14 protein-coding genes are annotated in these 15,831 nt (G+C 47.5%); 13 read left to right on the forward strand and 1 reads right to left on the reverse strand.

Features of this window, described 5'->3' with window-relative positions:
* Positions 1-13: 13 nt before the first annotated feature.
* Complete coding sequence (locus AC0LWN_RS09505) at positions 14-1,018, forward strand: phosphotransferase family protein (protein WP_474664598.1); 1,005 nt, start codon at positions 14-16, stop codon at positions 1,016-1,018.
* A 320-nt stretch (positions 1,019-1,338) separates the two neighbouring features.
* Here the strand turns inward: AC0LWN_RS09505 and AC0LWN_RS09510 are convergent, their stop codons facing one another.
* Complete coding sequence (locus AC0LWN_RS09510; RefSeq protein WP_474664600.1) at positions 1,339-2,217, reverse strand: glycosyltransferase family 2 protein; 879 nt, start codon at positions 2,215-2,217, stop codon at positions 1,339-1,341.
* A gap of 285 nt (positions 2,218-2,502) precedes the next feature.
* On the opposite strand from AC0LWN_RS09510, the gene AC0LWN_RS09515 reads away from it, so the two are divergent.
* The 12 genes from AC0LWN_RS09515 to AC0LWN_RS09570 all read left to right on the forward strand — a co-directional run bounded on the left by AC0LWN_RS09515 (position 2,503) and on the right by AC0LWN_RS09570 (position 15,809).
* Positions 2,503-2,907, forward strand: coding sequence for a CarD family transcriptional regulator (locus AC0LWN_RS09515; RefSeq protein WP_474664602.1), 405 nt, complete (start codon positions 2,503-2,505; stop codon positions 2,905-2,907).
* A gap of 371 nt (positions 2,908-3,278) precedes the next feature.
* Complete coding sequence (uvrA, locus tag AC0LWN_RS09520) at positions 3,279-6,113, forward strand: excinuclease ABC subunit UvrA (RefSeq protein WP_474664604.1); 2,835 nt, start codon at positions 3,279-3,281, stop codon at positions 6,111-6,113.
* 2 nt (positions 6,114-6,115) lie between these two features.
* Positions 6,116-6,445, forward strand: a complete 330-nt coding sequence (locus tag AC0LWN_RS09525) for a hypothetical protein (RefSeq protein WP_474664606.1) — start codon at positions 6,116-6,118, stop codon at positions 6,443-6,445.
* Positions 6,446-6,672: 227 nt separating this feature from the next.
* Positions 6,673-7,278, forward strand: coding sequence for a pentapeptide repeat-containing protein (locus tag AC0LWN_RS09530; protein ID WP_474664608.1), 606 nt, complete (start codon positions 6,673-6,675; stop codon positions 7,276-7,278).
* 157 nt (positions 7,279-7,435) lie between these two features.
* A complete protein-coding gene (locus AC0LWN_RS09535; RefSeq protein ID WP_474664610.1) occupies positions 7,436-9,187 on the forward strand; it encodes a sensor histidine kinase in 1,752 nt (583 codons plus the stop codon).
* A 32-nt stretch (positions 9,188-9,219) separates the two neighbouring features.
* Positions 9,220-9,906, forward strand: coding sequence for a response regulator transcription factor (locus AC0LWN_RS09540; protein WP_474664612.1), 687 nt, complete (start codon positions 9,220-9,222; stop codon positions 9,904-9,906).
* 27 nt (positions 9,907-9,933) lie between these two features.
* The gene (gene pssA, locus AC0LWN_RS09545; RefSeq protein WP_458964645.1) at positions 9,934-10,458 is read left to right on the forward strand and encodes a CDP-diacylglycerol--serine O-phosphatidyltransferase; all 525 of its coding nucleotides are present in this window, start codon (positions 9,934-9,936) and stop codon (positions 10,456-10,458) included.
* 5 nt (positions 10,459-10,463) lie between these two features.
* Positions 10,464-10,955, forward strand: coding sequence for a DedA family protein (locus AC0LWN_RS09550; RefSeq protein ID WP_458964646.1), 492 nt, complete (start codon positions 10,464-10,466; stop codon positions 10,953-10,955).
* An 85-nt stretch (positions 10,956-11,040) separates the two neighbouring features.
* The gene (locus tag AC0LWN_RS09555) at positions 11,041-11,874 is read left to right on the forward strand and encodes a metallophosphoesterase (protein WP_474664614.1); all 834 of its coding nucleotides are present in this window, start codon (positions 11,041-11,043) and stop codon (positions 11,872-11,874) included.
* Between the two features lie 415 nt (positions 11,875-12,289).
* On the forward strand, positions 12,290-13,897 hold the full coding sequence (locus tag AC0LWN_RS09560) for an extracellular solute-binding protein (protein ID WP_474664616.1): 1,608 nt from the start codon (positions 12,290-12,292) through the stop codon (positions 13,895-13,897).
* Positions 13,898-13,993: 96 nt separating this feature from the next.
* Positions 13,994-14,896 (forward strand): ABC transporter permease, encoded by a 903-nt coding sequence (locus AC0LWN_RS09565; protein WP_474664618.1) that lies wholly within the window; start codon positions 13,994-13,996, stop codon positions 14,894-14,896.
* 40 nt (positions 14,897-14,936) lie between these two features.
* A complete protein-coding gene (locus tag AC0LWN_RS09570; protein ID WP_474664620.1) occupies positions 14,937-15,809 on the forward strand; it encodes a carbohydrate ABC transporter permease in 873 nt (290 codons plus the stop codon).
* Positions 15,810-15,831: the final 22 nt, after the last annotated feature.

Consider the following 15,831-nt stretch of genomic DNA (forward strand, 5'->3'; position numbering starts at 1 on the left):
CGGGGGGATGTCTGTGAACAGCAAGACAAAACATCGGTTGTCGGATGATCAGATTGTGAAGCTCATCAGAAAGCAATTTGGGGATGATACACCAATTGGGAGGATCAGAGAACTGAAGGGAGGCATGTTCAACGCTGCTTATTATATAGAACAGCCGGGGGGAGAACAGGATTTGGTGCTGAAGGTATCCGTTCACCCTCAGGCACCTCTCCTGACCTATGAAAAAAATCTGATGCGAACGGAAGTCGAGGTGTACCGTCGGCTCGCTTCAGCAACTTCGATCCCGACACCGCGCATCCTGTGCTATGACTTTAGCCGGAGCCTGATTCCAAGTGATTATTTTTTTATGAGCGCCCTAAGGGGACAGACGATGCACAGTCTCAGAAAAAAGCTGAAGGCGGAGCAGTTGATTAAGATCAAGCATGAGCTGGGTGGTTACTTTGCTCAGATTCACCAAATCAAAGGAGACTATTTCGGATATTTCTCAGAGGACTCCCGGTTGCAATTTGCAACGTGGAGAGAAGCATTCAGGCATATGGTGCACATGATCCTTGAGGATGGCAAACGGCTGAGGGTGAAATTGCCGTACAGCCGCATAGAGGCGGTTCTGAATCACAAGGAGCAATTATTGGAAGCCGTAAATGTCCCGGGCTTGGTGGATTTCGATCTTTGGCCCGGAAATATTTTCTTAACACAGCAAGGGGACGATTATGAAATCGAGGCTATTGTGGATTTCGAGCGTTCCTTTTGGGGAGATCCTTATGCCGATTTTCCGCCGGCCTTTATGTTGTTCAAGGATGTACGGCAGGAAAAGGAATTCTGGAGTGCTTACACCGGCCAAATGAAAGACGCCAAGACGATTACCGGTGACGATCAGGCAAGGATGCTGCTGTACAAAATGTACATCTTTTTGATTATGGCGGTAGAGACCTACAGGTACGGTAAGCTATATGGCAAACTTCAATTTTCCTATTCGAAGAATGTTGTTATGAAGTGTCTCAAAGAACTTGAAACCTAATGGAGGGCTTATGTAAATAACAAACATTAGGCTTACGAATGAAGACGTTTCTCTGAAAGCGTACCTGCTGGATGCCTCCAATGAGATGCCCAATACCCGCGTCAGACCGGCGATTCTGATATTGCCTGGTGGTGCATACAGAGCTTGCTCGGAGGGAGAAGCGGAGCCGGTAGCTATGGCTTTTTTGGCAGAGGGGTACTGAGATTAGATCAGGAACTGCGGAAGATTCCTCTTTTACATGAATAGTATTGTATATGCAGCAAAAATACGGCGTACATTCTGTTACTCTCGAATATACGCCGTCTTTTTTTAAGAAAATATTAATATCTGGATAGACTAAAGCATTGGGATAATACCATATTTAAGGTTTGGTGGTCATACTTTTGTCTCCGTAAATTGCCCTCCAGAATCTTGTGAGCCCATGCTAAGCATTTATTATAGTGATCGGGTTCATATATACGTATTCTAAAATGGCAAAAATCCAAGTGAGTCTGGTACTCCTCAGCTGAGGCTTCAACGTCGATCGTACGTAATTGATCTCTGCGGATGCATTCAGATTGTATCTCTTGTGTATGTTGTTGAGTACTGGATATCTGATTGGAATGCTGTCTGTACATGAGCAGCACCTCAGGAAGATTAACTACCTGCGTAACTGCCGCTAATCGATTCCATATTTCATAATCCTCGGCATGATAATAATACAGATATCTGATACCATGGTTCTCTAGTACGGATTTTCGGATCATAGCGGTTGGATGCACGATCGTACAGTGGAATAACTGCCAGCATCTAATTTCCTCATGATTTAAAGGTTTCGTGGAAACACCATCTTTTCCCAAGAAACGAACCTGAGAACCGCAAACCCCGCAATGCTGATGAATGTCCATGAATGTCACTTGACGTTCTAAGCGATGGGGCAAAGCGATATCATCACCATCCATCCGGGCAATATACTCACCCGTACATAAATCGATGCCTTGATTCAAGGTCTCAATTAATCCCAGGTTTATCGAATGCTCAATCACTTTAATTCTGCTGTCACCGAATTTTCTAATAATATCTAAGGTTCCATCCGTTGATCCGTCATCAATAATAAGTAATTCGAAATCCTTATAGGTTTGCGTTAATATACTGCAGATTGCTTCTTCAATATACGGGGCCACATTATAAACCGGCATGAGAACTGATATTTTGGCCAATATCTACACCGCCCATCCTTTTATTCTAAAATATTGTATGTGAGACTCGTGCTGTACGAACTGCATACTTGTCTATTTAGCTGAATATAGTCCGGAGTGTCCCAACTTTTCTTCCCATTCCGATATCCATCAGGGGTCAGGCGCGCAAAGGGGGCTTGACAATGGTGTGTTATAGTTATTATAGGAAGTAAAACTGAGCTGCAGCTTTGCGGCACTTTTATATCATCATATTGATAGTATTATTGCGAAAGCGATGATGCGGACAATAAGAGTGGGGGTCAGCAAATGTTAGAATCTGGAGCCAAGGTGTTTTATCCGTTACAGGGAGCGGGCTGTGTAAGCTCCGTCGAGACGCAGCAGTTCATGAGTTGTCCAAGAGAGTACTATACAATCCACTTGCAGTTGAACAGCCTGATTGCGTATGTTCCGACAGACAATGCCGAGAAAATGGGGCTTCGCCGGCTTGCATCGCCAGATCAACTGGAGGAAGCGAGAAAGCTTTTTTTCTCCAAATCCTCTAAAATGCCAAGCAATAACACGGACCGGAAAATCCTGCTGAAAAAGAAGCTGAATGCGGGGAGAATCTCCGATTTGTACCAGATTATAAGAGATGTAACCTGCTGTAAAGCGCATGGGATAAGAGTAAACTCCGACGACAAGTACATTATGGAACAGACGATTTTATCCTGAAATAACGATGTCCGAACAAAGGACATTGTTATGGAAGCCTCGAATTTGGCGAAGCCAAATTGAGGGCCTTCTATGAAATTTCATCGTCTGAAGTGCCGCGAAAGAGCGGCATGGCTGTCTGCTGGAAAGCGAGCTGATGCTGATCAAGAAGGTTACTGCGGAAGAAGCCGGACTGCTGGTGCGGGAAGACATCCGGCAGAGGGAAGCGATTCTCGCGGAATAGGTGCATAGTAGAATTTGATAGTTCTACTCAAAATAATTCTTAATAGAATAACAATATATGGTAAAAAGACTTGACATGCATATGATAAAATTAATTTATGAAGAGTGAAACGCTGCTTGGCCCGGGCTGATATCAGGAGGAGTTATGAATGCAGAAATATATAAGTGTCAGCGGAGCAAGGGAAAATAATCTTAAAGATATCAGCCTTAGCATCCCCCGCAACCAATTTGTAGTTTTCACAGGCGTGAGCGGGTCGGGGAAATCGAGACTGGCTTTTGATACGTTATATGCGGAAGGGCAAATGCGGTATGTGGAATCCCTTTCTTCCTACGCCAGACAATTTCTGGGGCTTATGGGTAAGCCGGATGTGGATGCGATTGACGGTCTTTCCCCTGCGATAGCTATTGAACAGAAAACAACCTCCAACAATCCGCGCTCAACCGTAGGGACGGTAACGGAGATTTACGATTATTTGCGTCTGCTGTGGTCCAAGATTGGAACGCCTCATTGCCCGTCCTGCGGGCGGATGATCAAACGCCAATCGGTTGATCAGATTATGGAGCAGATCGGCAGATTTCCAAGCGGAACGAAATACGAAATCCTGGCTCCTGTGGTCCGGGGCAAGAAGGGCGAGCATCAGAAAGTTATTGAACAGGCCAAGCTGAGCGGATATGTCCGTGTCCGGGTGAATGGTGAGGTTCATGATTTAATGAGTGAAATCCGCCTGGACAAGAATAAGCAGCATAATATCGAAATCGTCATTGACCGTCTAGTTGTAAAAGATATGGATTATCAAAGACTGGCAGACTCGCTTGAGACCGCATTTGCCTTATCGGGAGACCTGGTGATTATCCGGCAGTCGGCCAGCGGTGAAGAGACGATGTTCTCCCAAAATTACGCCTGCCCTTACTGTACAGTCTCATTGCCGGAGCTATCTCCGCGTTTGTTCTCCTTTAACAACCACGAAGGTGCATGTCCGGCCTGTTCCGGCCTCGGTTCGCATCTGAAGGTAGACCCGGGCAAGGTCATTCCTGACCCCAGCCGCTCGATCAATTCGGGCGCGATTGCGGCAAATGGCTGGAACAATGTCAAGACGAATTCTTTTTGCAAAATGTACTATGAAGCGCTGGGAAAAAAGTATGGTTTCGACTTCGATACCCCGCTGGAGCAGCTCCCGCCGGAAGCGCTGAATGCACTGCTGTATGGGACAGGCGGCGAGAAGCTTGAAGTATACCATCCCAGTGAAGCTCTGAGAAAATACGTTAAAGAATCCTTTGAAGGCATTGTCAATAATCTGGAGCGGCGCTACCGGGAGACACAATCGGAGGAGATGCGTGTTGAGCTGGAGGAGTACATGTCAGTCCTGCCTTGTCCGGCTTGTCACGGCGACCGGCTGTCGCCTGTAGTACTTGCTGTCAAAATCGGCGGGTTGAACATATCGGAATTCTGCAAGCTATCTGTAGATGCCGCTGCGCAGTTTATTGGAGGCTTGAGCTTGTCCCGGGAACATTCGGATATCGCTGATTCGATTCTGCAGGAAATTGATTCAAGATTCCAGTTCCTGAGGAACGTAGGGCTTAATTATTTGACACTCGCAAGAGCTTCGGGAACATTATCCGGCGGTGAGAGCCAGCGCATTCGTCTGGCGACACAGCTCGGCTCCGGGCTTATGGGCGTGCTGTATATTCTGGATGAGCCTTCGATTGGCCTGCATCAGCGTGACAATGACCGCCTGCTTGCGGCTTTGGGGAAAATGCGTGATCTCGGCAATACCTTGATCGTAGTGGAGCACGATGAAGATACCATACGTCAAGCGGACTGGATCGTGGACATTGGCCCTTACGCGGGAACGAACGGAGGCGAGGTCATTGCACAGGGCGCTGTGCAAGACATCATGACAGAGCCCCGGTCAATTACCGGCCAGTATCTCTCACATAAAATGCATATCCCGGTGCCGGAAACACGGCGCGCCGGAACCGGTAACAAGCTGACTATCGTAGGCGCTGCCGCCAACAATCTGAAGGGATTAGATGTGTCCATTCCGCTAGGAACCTTCACTTGTGTAACAGGAGTATCAGGGTCCGGGAAATCCAGTCTGATCAACGAAATATTGTATAAGAAGCTGGCCGCTGCCCTGAACAGAGCGCATACGGTTGCCGGAGCCCATTCGAGAATAGAGGGGCTTGAGCATCTCGATAAAATCATTAATATCGACCAAAATCCGATTGGACGCACACCGCGCTCCAATCCAGCCACCTACACCGGTGTCTTTGACAATATCCGCACGCTGTTCTCGCTGACGAACGAAGCCAAGATTCGGGCGTATGGCCCTGGCCGGTTTTCCTTCAATATTAAAGGCGGGCGCTGTGAAGCCTGTGCGGGCGAAGGGCTGGTCAGGGTGGAAATGCATTTTCTCCCCGATGTGCATGTGCCATGCAGTGTGTGCAAAGGGCGGAGATACAGCCGTGAGACGCTTGAAGTCCACTATAAAGGCAAAAGCATTGCTGATGTGCTGGATATGACGGCTCAGGAGGCCGCTTCATTTTTCGGGAACATCCCCAGAATCCGCAAAAAGATCGAGGCGCTCTGCAGTGTCGGGCTGGGATACATCAAGCTCGGCCAAGCCGCAACCACCTTGTCCGGCGGTGAAGCGCAGCGGGTAAAGCTGGCAACAGAGCTGCTTAAGCCGGCTACCGGGTCCACGATTTATGTCATGGATGAGCCGACCACCGGACTGCATTTTGCCGATGTGCATCAATTAATTCATGTTCTGCATTCGCTGACCGATGCCGGCAATACCGTGGTGGTCATCGAACATAATCTGGAGCTGATCAAGAATGCGGACTACATTATTGATCTTGGCCCGGAAGGGGGAGCAGAAGGCGGCGAGGTTGTCTGCACAGGTACTCCTGAAGAGGTGGCGCGGCATGAATGGAGCTACACGGGCCGGTATTTGCGAAAAGAGCTGGAAAAGGAGTATTAAGAATGAATCTGATGAAAAAGCAGGTTTCTCATGTCCGTTTTGGTTCTGGAACCGTGTCAAGTAATGACGGCGGGCGGATCACGGTTGTATTTTCTGGAGAGGCTGGGGAGAAAAGCTTCCTGTACCCGGAGGCCTTTGAGCATCATCTGAGCATTTCCGACCCGGCGATCCATGATGAGATCATGAAGGATTTGCAATTGAAATCCGAGCAGGCTGCGGCCGAGAAGCTTCGTCAGGAGCAGCAATATATAGAAGAAATGAGCAGGCTGGCGGAGGAGAAGCTTGCCTCCAAGAAAACCTCCCGCCGCAAAAAACCTTCCCCCAAAAAGTAAATATCCCAAACTTTATAAGCTGAACTTGAAAAATCATAAAAGGGTAGAAGTAATGGAGGGGAAGTTTGGAACTGGAGGAGCGGTAGCGTCCGGAAGTCCAAACATTCCCCGCAGTTACGGCTAAGCTCCAAAATAATAACATAAAGTTCAGCTTATATAGAGCCAGCGATCTTTTCCTAAGTTACAATTGGAGGAGATCGCTAAGTTTATGATAGGAGGCAAAAAAAATGTATCAATACAAGGATCGGGAATTTACAGAAATCCGTTTTGACGGGCAGGATTTGCGTTATGGGGAGCTTGTCCGCTGCACGTTTACAAAGTGTACATTTATGAATACTTCTATGGAAGAAATTGATACCAGCCATTGCCGGTTTATTGAATGTGATTTTAAAGGCGCTGCCTTAAATGCGTCCATCCACACGGAATCGGCCTTCGAGAATTGCAAGTTCACCGGCGCCAATCTCTTTGTCACCAAATTTATCTCCTGCAAAATGACCGGATCGGATTTCGCGGGCGCTCAAATGGACGGCATTACGCTGTGCGGGGGCGATTGGTCCTATACGAATCTGAGGCACACTAAGCTGGGCAAGCAGGATTTGCGGGGGATTCGTTTTTTTGAAGCGGATCTTTCGGAAAGTGATTTAACAAAGGCGGACTTAAGGGACTGCGACCTGACAAGAGTAATGCTGGGCAAAGCGAAATTGCTGGGAGCCGATCTCCGGGAGGCCAAGCTGGAAGGCATTGATCTAAAGGCACTGAATGTCAAAGGTGTGCGAATGGACAGGGAGCAAGCGGTTCTTTTCCTACGTTCCTATGGTGCTAAGGTAGATTAAATACATAACAAACAAGCGCTCACGTTAATCCTGCTCAAAAAACGATAGGTGTCTCAAGCCATTTCCGGCTTTGGGACACCTTCTTTTTTTATGGACACATAATGAACAAACCGATTAGTTATAATAGTTAAATAGAGCTGATATGCAAGGAGATCCTATGAAAAATAGAAGCATTACGTTCAAGCTGTTTATGATCACGGTTTTGTTTTTTGCATTTTTTTATATGATGATCATTCTATCTCAACTGCTGCTGTTTAATAACTTTTACGAGAATCATAAATTGAACAAGGTGGAGCAACGTCTGAAGAAGTTCGCGACTGATTATTCCCGCAAGGATTGGAGCTCAAGCCAGCTCACGCGTGAAATGCTCAAATTCATGACCAGCAACAGAAGCCAGCTGGCGATTATGGATATAGATGGAAAACTGATGGTTGATGATCCTTACCATATGGTTGTAACGCAGGATGACGGCCAGAAAATTCTTGTATCGTTATCTCTCTTTATGACCCTGTATGGAGACGAGTTCAGAGCTGCAAACATTCAGAAGGGGGACAGGATAACTCTTTTGGGAGATGTTGAGCAACGGGGGAAAGAGAATACCGGCGTGCTGTACCCCGAGAAGATTCTCCTGTCGAAATCGAAAGCGATTGGCCAATACGAGGGAGAAGTCTCGTCTCAGATCTCAGGGACTGTAACCGATATTGAAATGCCTTACTTCAAAATCTGGAATCTGCGGCAAGGTCTGCTTATGCAGGCGTTGTCTGAGACGTTCCCGTTATCCGGCGAATTAAAAAAGCGGCTGAGTAATATGGAAATGCAGCAGTTTCCGTGGTTTGAATCCTGGAGCGGAACGAACAATGAAATCATTTTGCAGCCTTTTCTGAAGAATAATGGAGACTTGGAAATACTGTTCTCGGTTACCTCTATTCAGGAGATTGGCGATGCCAATGATGCGCTTCGTGAGTTCTTTATCTATCTGGGAATCGGGGGATTCATCCTTATTCTCATTCTTTCATTATTCTTCTCAAAAATCGTGACCAAACCGCTGATCGCCTTGAATCAAATGGCCAAGCGGATGCTTAACTTCGACTTTACGGCCGTCTCTCCGATTCGTCAGAATGATGAGTTAGGCAGCCTGTCGGGCAGTATGCTGGAGATGTCCCAGAAGCTGGACAAGGCGCTCAGTGATCTGAAAGATGCCAACGTCAAACTACAGGAGGATATTGAGCAAAAACAGAGACTTGAGGTGCTCCAGCAGAGCTTCTTCGCCAACGCTTCGCATGAACTAAAGACGCCGCTGAGCATTGTCAAAAGCTTCGCAGAAGGCTTGCAGGATGGTGTGAATGTTAATAAACGCGAGCACTATACTTCGGTTATTATCGAAGAAGCGGGCAAGATGGAAATGTTAATTAAGGACATGCTTGATTTGGCGAGGCTGGAGTCAGGGACGATAGAGCTGAGAAAAAAGATGTTTTTGCTCAGTGAACGGGTTGAGAAGGTTGCTGACAAGCTGGTGTATCTACTCAAGGAAAAGGAACTGGAAATTATCGTTGTGCCTGTGAATGAACAGCATGTGCTGGCTGATCCGGAATGGATTGAGCAAGTCATTGTTAACCTGATCATGAATGCCATTCGCCATGCGGAAGAAGGAAGTGTCATTACAATTGAAATTCACAGCGACACCAGTACCAGACTCTACGTAGATAATATAGGTGAGGGAATACCGGAAGATCAGCTCAAGCTGATTTGGGACCGTTTTTATCGGGGAGAGCCTTCACGCAGCCGCAAAACCGGCGGCACAGGGCTGGGCCTGTCGATCGCTCAGCAGATTCTCGAGATGCACGGCTTCGACTATGCGGTGGAAAATTTGCCGAACGGGGTCCGGTTCATTATCCATTTCAGCAATTGACCCCAGTCTTAAGATTGAAAGAAGGGAACGCAGTGCCTAAGAAAGTTCTTATTGTTGAAGATGAGACCCGAATCCGGGAAATTATATCAGACTATTTCATTCAGGATGGGTGGGAGGTCATTGAGGCCGAGAACGGAATGGATGCGCTGGATGATTTCGAAACGTTATATCCGGATTTATTGATTCTCGACGTGATGATGCCCAAGATGAACGGGTTCGAGGTATGCCGGAAGGTACGCAGCCGTTCAGGTGTGCCGATCATTATTCTCACAGCTAAATCAGCGGATCATGACAAGGTGTACGGCTTTGAGCTTGGGGCGGATGACTATGTGACCAAGCCGTTCAGTCCCAAGGTGCTTATTGCCAGAGCCAACTCGCTTATGAAACGTGTGATTGAAAATTATAAGCCGCAAGGGCATATGCTCAAATTCGGATCTGCGGTTCTGAACACGTTAGCCCACAAGCTGGAGGTGGATGGCAGAGAGGTGGAGCTGACACCGAAAGAATATGAGCTGTTATTGCTGCTCATCAGTAATGAGAATGTAGTGATTTCGCGTGAGACGATCATTAACCGGGTGTGGGGCATGGATTTTGACGGAGATCACCGGGTTGTGGATTCACATATTAAGAAGCTGAGAGCGAAGCTTGGGTATGAATCGAGCTTTATCCGCACGGTTATCGGGGCAGGATATAAGTTCCACCAAGAGGTTAGGGATTAGCAAGGGTTCAGGAAGGAGAAGACACACATGATTTTGAAGTATATTCCAACTATTTGCACTGTATTCAATTTAGGAGCTGGAGCGGCTTCGCTGATTTTTACGATTGAAGGATATTATAAGATAGCTTTCATTCTAATTTTAATCGCGGCTTTTTTTGATGTACTGGACGGACTGTTAGCCAGATTAATGAACTGTACGAGTGATTTCGGCAAACAGCTCGATTCTCTGGCAGATCTGATTTCATTTGGGGCTGCACCTGTTTTCCTGATCCTGCTGCACCATTTGGGGGACTTGCACGGGGTAGAAGCCGTTGCGGCCATTGTATTTATAATATGCGGCGCTCTGCGGTTAGCACGGTTTAATATATCAGCATCCAGTACGGAATTTACGGGTATGCCGATCACAGCGGCGGGAGTCATTCTATCTTTCTTTTCCCTGTCTAAACTGCGTATGGAACCGGCTGCAATCATTGCGTTAATTGGCGCCCTTTCTTTTTTAATGGTTAGCCGTATCCGATTCCCATCGCTGAAGAAGATATCTATCAGGAAGTGACAATCATGGAAATGGCTATGCAGTATATATCGCAATACGGGTATGCGGCAATCCTAGTCTTACTCGCTCTCGGAATTATAGGCCTTCCCATACCGGATGAGACATTAATGGTGTTCGTTGGGTATTTATCTTCTATGCATGTGTTGAACTACTTGCTTGTGATCCTGTTCAGCTTCATTGGATCAGTAACAGGAATGACAATTAGCTATACTATCGGGAGAAAATTAGGCTACAGTATTATTCACAAATGCGGAAAATGGGTGGGACTGACGCCTAAACGATATCGAAAGGTCAAGAAATGGTTCGCAAAATATGGAGCCTGGACCGTTTTTTTCTCTTATTTTATTCCCGGAGTCAGACATGCAGCCGGATACATATCAGGAATAACTGTGATGCCGTTTAAAAGGTATTTTTCGCTATGCTGTATCGGAGCGGTCGTCTGGACCGTATTGTTTGTATCCATTGGCTTTTTTGTCGGGAATAAGTTTTCCTTCTAAGGGATAATGTCCACGATCTTCCATATGATGTTGAATATAAATGCTATACATATATTCGATACTTGCACGGAAGAGGTGGTGCGCGATGAAAAAGCTGGTAAAGTCTGGCGTCAAACGAAGTCTTCCCTCCAGCATCAGGCGTAAACGCAGCTTAAAGCCCGCAGTGAAGGCTCAGGTTATCCAATTTGCGGTTATAGGCGACAGTCATGTGGGATACGGGAACAGCTCCAGTATTTTCAAGAATCTCTTGCCGAAGGCTGTGAGCAGCGGGAATAAGAGGTTTGTTATTTTTGGCGGAGATAATGCGCAAGCGGGAGCCGATCATGGGAATCATGCGGATGAGTATTACAAGGATTTCAAAGATACGGTTACGGGCACACTTGGAGCTATTCCATACAAAGCTTCAATTGGAAATTGGGAGGCAAGCACCCGGCCATTGTTCACCAAATATTTGGGGGCTGCTGCCGGACAAATGAACTTCCCGGGAACGCAGACCAAGGTGAAGTATGTATGGCTTGATTGTGCTCTGGGCGTATTCAGTCCAGCCAGCATTAAATTGCTCAAAAATTTGGATGACAAGCACTATTACATTATTGATTTTCATTGGCCTCTGAAGGTGGCAGGTATCACTGTAGATCCCAGCCATGTGTTAAGCGGGGCGGAAACGAGCAAATTTTTTGGTGCGATCCCACTGAAAGCAAGAGACAGGGTCCTGGCAATTTTCACCCATCACGGACATTTATTTTACCGGAAGCTCAATAATATTTATCCAGGCTACACCAAGACCAAATTTTTCGTCTGCGGCTGCTCGGGAGAATATAAATGTAAATCAAACGGCAACAGGGGATACTATGATGCCACATTGACCATCAACGGGAGTAACTACAGTGTTAATGCCTTCCGGGTAAGCGTGACATAGTAAACTAAAATCCATTTAGAGACCAATATTGTGTGAGGTAATATAACATTAAATACAAATAAAAGGCGTTTCTGGAGTATTCCGGGAGCGTCTTTTTTGATGTGGTACGATGTCTTTACGCGGAACCGGAGGGAATGGGGTAGGGCTAATTATAGGGATAAACCGGTCAATCCGGGATCAAAATAAGCTTGAGATCAGGCAGGACGGGCGTTCGTGCGATATGTGGAAAGCAGTTTATTGTGGCGATAATTGTTTATCTCCCTTTCTGAAAATGATTTTCGTCTTTCTGAAAATGGTTTATTGTGCAGTTTCATATTTACGTGTAATACTAGGTGACATCGAAGGCGTCGTAAACATCAGGTGAAGCATTCGATGGTATGTTAAGTAACATTATAAGGGGAAAGGTGATGAGAGAATGACAAAAGGTTGGTCAAAAAAATGGGCAAGCCCCGCAATGGCAGTCGTATTAATCTCCTCAATGCTGTTATCCGCATGTTCTTCCAAGGAGGATGCTTCCAGCGGGAATGCAGCGTCAGATTCCTCAAAGCCTACTACATTAAAGGTGGAGCTGTTCGACCGGGGGAATTCACCTGCCGGCTATACCATCACCGACAGTTATTTAACAAGACTTGTGCAAGAGCGCTTCGGCAAGCCGAACAATATTGATGTACAGTTCGTGCCGGTGCCGCGCTCCGAAGAAATTCAGAAGCTGAACGTACTGATGGCCAGCCAAAGTGAAGTACCAGACATTGTGTTCACTTATGATTCGGGTACTTTTAACCGGTATGCAGAGCAGGGCGGTCTGACGGATCTTACAGATTTGCTGGATAAAGACGCGCCTAATCTTAAGAAATTTCTGGGCGAAGATACTTTAGCCTACGGACAATATAAAGGAAAGCAATTCGCACTTCCAGGCAGAAGACTTGTGCTTGGCAAATACGCCGGCTACATCCGTCAGGATTGGCTGGACAAGCTGGGCCTGCCGGTGCCGCAGACAACAGATGAGCTGTACACTACGCTGAAGGCATTTAAGGAAAAAGACCCGGGCAATACCGGCGGCAAGGTTATTCCGTTCGGCGTGAGCCTGGCATCGGCCCAATATGAGCCGCTGCTCTGGTCCTTCATCCAGCCGCTCACCGATGAGCAGCGGTATACACTCACCCAGCAGCTTGGCTCCAATGATTATCCAACCCTGCTTCCGGGCTTCAAGGATGGTCTGAAATTCATGAACAAGCTGTACAATGAAGGCCTTATCAGCAAGGACTTCGGCCTGGATAAAGACAAGAAGCAGCTATGGCAGAATCTGCAGAACGGTCTGCTCGGCTTCTACACAGAGGATGCCGGAGAGCTGTACTTCAGCGCAAACGGCGGCTATGAGAACCTGCAGGCCAATGTTCCCGGCGCTGTAATTACACCGGTCGATGCCTTCACGAACTCGGAAGGCAAGCATGCCAAGCCGGCGTATGCGCCAAACGCGATGTATGTCATGATTCCGAAATCCAGCAAAAACGCCGAAGCGGCGCTGAAATATCTGGACTGGATGGCTTCCGGCACGAACCTGTTCGATATGCAGTTCGGGGTAGAGAACGAGAACTATACGCTCGTAAACGGAGTACCTGTTGTGAAGCCTGATGCGACTCAGGAGGCTATGGACCGGATCTACAACTTCGGCGACCTGGCAATCATCGTTAATGGTAAATATGCCGGAGACGATGCCAAGAATGAAGCGGCGTACATTGCACAGACACCGGAGAAATACCAGGCAGACATGCGCAAATCGGTGGAAATCTCCAATACGGACAACATTCAGCCGGTGCGGTTCGATCATCCGATTGAAGCGGAAGCGAAATACGGCACGGCGCTGGCCGACAAGTTCCAGGAAATCATCGTCAAGCTGACTATGATCAAGCCGGATCAGTTCGACAGCACTTATGATTCGATGATGAAAGACTACATGGCCAGCGGCGGCCAGGCGATTCTCGACGAACGTACCGAAGCATATAAGGCAATGGGCTCCAAATAAAAAAAAGCTGAATGACGGCGGGATTACGGTGGATAGGGAACCGAAGCCGGCTCCCTGCCATCCGCTGCCGCAGGGCGGACGAGGAGAGTGAAGGCAGTGAAGAATTCCGTTTACTTACGCAGACACTGGCAGTTGTATGCACTACTTATGCTGCCGGTCATTTACTTCATCATTTTTAAATACGGACCTATGTACGGGGTGCAGATTGCCTTTAAGGATTTTAACTTTTTCCAAGGGATTGGCGGCAGTGAGTGGGTCGGGCTGGATGTCTTCCGGGAAGTGTTCCAGAACAACAACTTCTTCGTAGCACTGCGCAACACGCTGATGCTGAATTTGCTGGACCTGATCGTTTCTTTTCCCACACCGCTGATTCTGGCAATTATGCTATACGAGCTGAGAATTACCTGGTTCAAAAAATTCGCTCAAACGATCCTGTATATCCCCCATTTTATTTCATGGGTCATTATCGGCGGCATTGTGCTGCAGGTATTCGGAACCCAATCGGGATTCATTAACAACCTGCTGACCGGCATGGGACTGGAGGCCATTCCTTTTCTCTCCGACAAAAATTATTGGCTTATCACCTATCTTCTGATCGGCGTATGGCAGAGTGCAGGCTGGGGAACGATTCTGTACCTGGCGGCGCTGACCGGAATCAATAAAGAGCTGTTCGAGGCAGCAGAGGTGGACGGGGCGGGCCGGTTCAAGAAGATTCTGCATATCTCCTTGCCGGGCATCAAAACTACCATCGCCACACTGCTTATTATCAACCTGGGCAATATGATCTCCATCGGCTTCGACCGCCCGTTTATTATCGGCAACGTCGCGGTGCGGGAATATTCCGAAGTGCTGAGCACCTTTGTATACCGCATCGGCATTGAGTCCGGGCAAATTTCACTGGCAACGGCTGTAGGGCTGTTCCAAGCGCTGGTAGGACTGGTCTTCCTGCTCGGTTCAAACTATGCATCCAAGAAACTGGCGGATGAGAGCATACTCTAGTCAAAGCGCCGGAACAAACAGAGAATGAGGGGGAAACTAAATGAGTGAGCGCGCAACCAACCGGGTATTCGATATAGTTAATATCCTGTTAATTACTTTCGTTGTTATCCTGTGCCTAATGCCTTTTATTCATATTATTGCGATATCCTTAAGCTCCAGCCGTCCGATTATGGCGGGCCTGGTCAGCTTTTTCCCCAGAGAAATCAGCTTTGAAGCGTACACTCAGGTGTTCTCCGATATGTCTATGATCCGTTCTCTTGGTTTCACGATCTTTCTGACTATTCTGGCTACAGTGCTGTCTATGGCCATGACGATAGCCGTTGCGTACTCGCTCTCCAAAAAGGATCTGCGGGGACGAAAATGGTTCATGCTGATTATTGTCATTACAATGTTCTTCAGCGGCGGGATTATTCCCGATTACATCCTGGTCCGCAATCTCCATCTGCTGGATTCGATCTGGGCACTCGTACTACCGGGACTGATCAGCCCCTTCTATATGATTATCCTGATCTCTTTCCTGAACGGCATTCCCAAAGGCCTGGAGGAAGCGGCGGAAATTGACGGCACCACCCATCTTGGCACCTTGTTCCGTATTATTCTTCCGTTGTCGCTTCCTGCGCTGGCTACGCTCAGCCTGTTCTATGCCGTGGGCCGCTGGAATGGATTCCAGGACGCACTGATGTATATCAACAATACAGATTTATATCCGCTGCAGCTCAAGCTGTACCAGATGATCCAGAACAATCAGGTCAGCGATTTGATGCAGCAGGAGGGTCTTGGCATGAACAAGCTGATGCCGGAGAGCCTGAAGGCGGCGAGTGTTATTTTCACGACGATCCCGATTCTGGTTGTATATCCGTTCTTGCAGCGTTACTTCATCAGCGGTATGATGGTGGGCGCGGTTAAGGGCTAAAACCACAAGAGGGGGAAGCACA

The sequence above is a fragment of the Paenibacillus sp. sgz302115 genome (assembly GCF_056120445.1).

Coding starts and splice junctions, on each gene's coding strand:
- AC0LWN_RS09560 (WP_474664616.1), top strand. CDS start 12,290: ATGACAAAAGGTTGGTCAAAAAAATGGGCAAGCCCCGCAATGGCAGTC.
- AC0LWN_RS09535 (WP_474664610.1), top strand. CDS start 7,436: ATGAAAAATAGAAGCATTACGTTCAAGCTGTTTATGATCACGGTTTTG.
- AC0LWN_RS09525 (WP_474664606.1), top strand. CDS start 6,116: ATGAATCTGATGAAAAAGCAGGTTTCTCATGTCCGTTTTGGTTCTGGA.
- uvrA (WP_474664604.1), top strand. CDS start 3,279: ATGCAGAAATATATAAGTGTCAGCGGAGCAAGGGAAAATAATCTTAAA.
- AC0LWN_RS09550 (WP_458964646.1), top strand. CDS start 10,464: ATGGAAATGGCTATGCAGTATATATCGCAATACGGGTATGCGGCAATC.
- AC0LWN_RS09555 (WP_474664614.1), top strand. CDS start 11,041: ATGAAAAAGCTGGTAAAGTCTGGCGTCAAACGAAGTCTTCCCTCCAGC.
- pssA (WP_458964645.1), top strand. CDS start 9,934: ATGATTTTGAAGTATATTCCAACTATTTGCACTGTATTCAATTTAGGA.
- AC0LWN_RS09515 (WP_474664602.1), top strand. CDS start 2,503: ATGTTAGAATCTGGAGCCAAGGTGTTTTATCCGTTACAGGGAGCGGGC.
- AC0LWN_RS09570 (WP_474664620.1), top strand. CDS start 14,937: ATGAGTGAGCGCGCAACCAACCGGGTATTCGATATAGTTAATATCCTG.
- AC0LWN_RS09530 (WP_474664608.1), top strand. CDS start 6,673: ATGTATCAATACAAGGATCGGGAATTTACAGAAATCCGTTTTGACGGG.